At 69.7% G+C, this 1,104-nt stretch carries 1 protein-coding gene; it reads right to left on the reverse strand.

The window, feature by feature from the left end; genetic code table 11:
- Window positions 1–1,104 (reverse strand): hypothetical protein (locus ACGFIZ_RS34295; protein ID WP_393427468.1); only part of this gene is annotated, 1,104 nt, incomplete at both ends.

Below are 1,104 nucleotides of genomic sequence, written 5' to 3' on the forward strand. Positions count from 1 at the left end.
CTTGCCGGGGCGGACCCGGATCGATCACCCTGTACCGCGCCGCCACGCCACCGTGACCTTCCCGGACCAGCTGCAGCAGACCACGGCCGCGCAATTCCCCGATCCGGTCATGCACCGTCGACGGCGGTATGGATGCCGCATCGGCGAGGGTTGACTCGCTGGCGGTGATGAACCCGTCGCCGTCCATACTGCCGATCAGGACGTTCCACAACCGCCGCAGCTGATCCCGCTGCGTTGTGGTGGCGATGTCGCCGACGTGCTGCTCGAACAGCGTCCGGGCATCATCCCGGTCGCGCACCCACCAGCTGCCCGCAGGAAGGGCCGGCAACGATGCTTGCCGGGGCTGACCCGGATCGGTCACCCTGTACCGCGCCGCCACGCCACCGTGTGCTTCCCGGACCAGCTGCAGCAGACCACGGTCGCGCAATGCCACGATCCGGTCATGCGCCGTCGACGGCGCTGTGGATGTCGCCGCGGCGAGGGCTGACTCGCTGACGGTGATGAACCCGTCGCCGTCCATACTGCCGATCAGGACGTTCCACAACCGCCGCAGCGGCTCCTCCCGCTGCTGCGTTGCGGTGGCGATGTGGCCGACGTGCTGCTCGAACAGCGTCCGGGCCCCATTCCGGTCGCGCACCCACTGGCTGCCCGCAGGAAGGGCCGGCAACGATGCTTGCCGGGGCGGACCCGGATCGGTCACCTTGTACCACGCCGCCCTGCGACCGTGACCTCCCCCGACCAGCCGCAGCAGACCACGGCCGCGCAATGCCACGATCCAGTCATGCACCGTCTGCTGCGATGTGCCTGCCGCACGGGCGAGGGCTCGCTCGCTGACGGTGATGAACCCGTCGCCGTCCATACTGCCGATCAGGGCGTTCCACAACCGCCGCAACTGCTCCTGCTCCTGCTGCTGCGTTGTGGTGGCGATGTGGCCGGCGTGCTGGTTGAACAGCGTCCGGGCCCTATCCGGGTCGCGCACCCAGCTGCCCGCAGTGGGTTGGGGTTGGGATTGGTCGGGGTGGAGTGGGGTGGGGGTGGTGGGTGGCTCGTCGGCCGGGTGATGGAGGGTGTCGCCGGCGGGGAGAGTGTCGGCGTCGGTGTGGG

Source organism: Micromonospora sp. NPDC048830 (assembly GCF_043198215.1).
Classification (GTDB): domain Bacteria; phylum Actinomycetota; class Actinomycetes; order Mycobacteriales; family Micromonosporaceae; genus Micromonospora.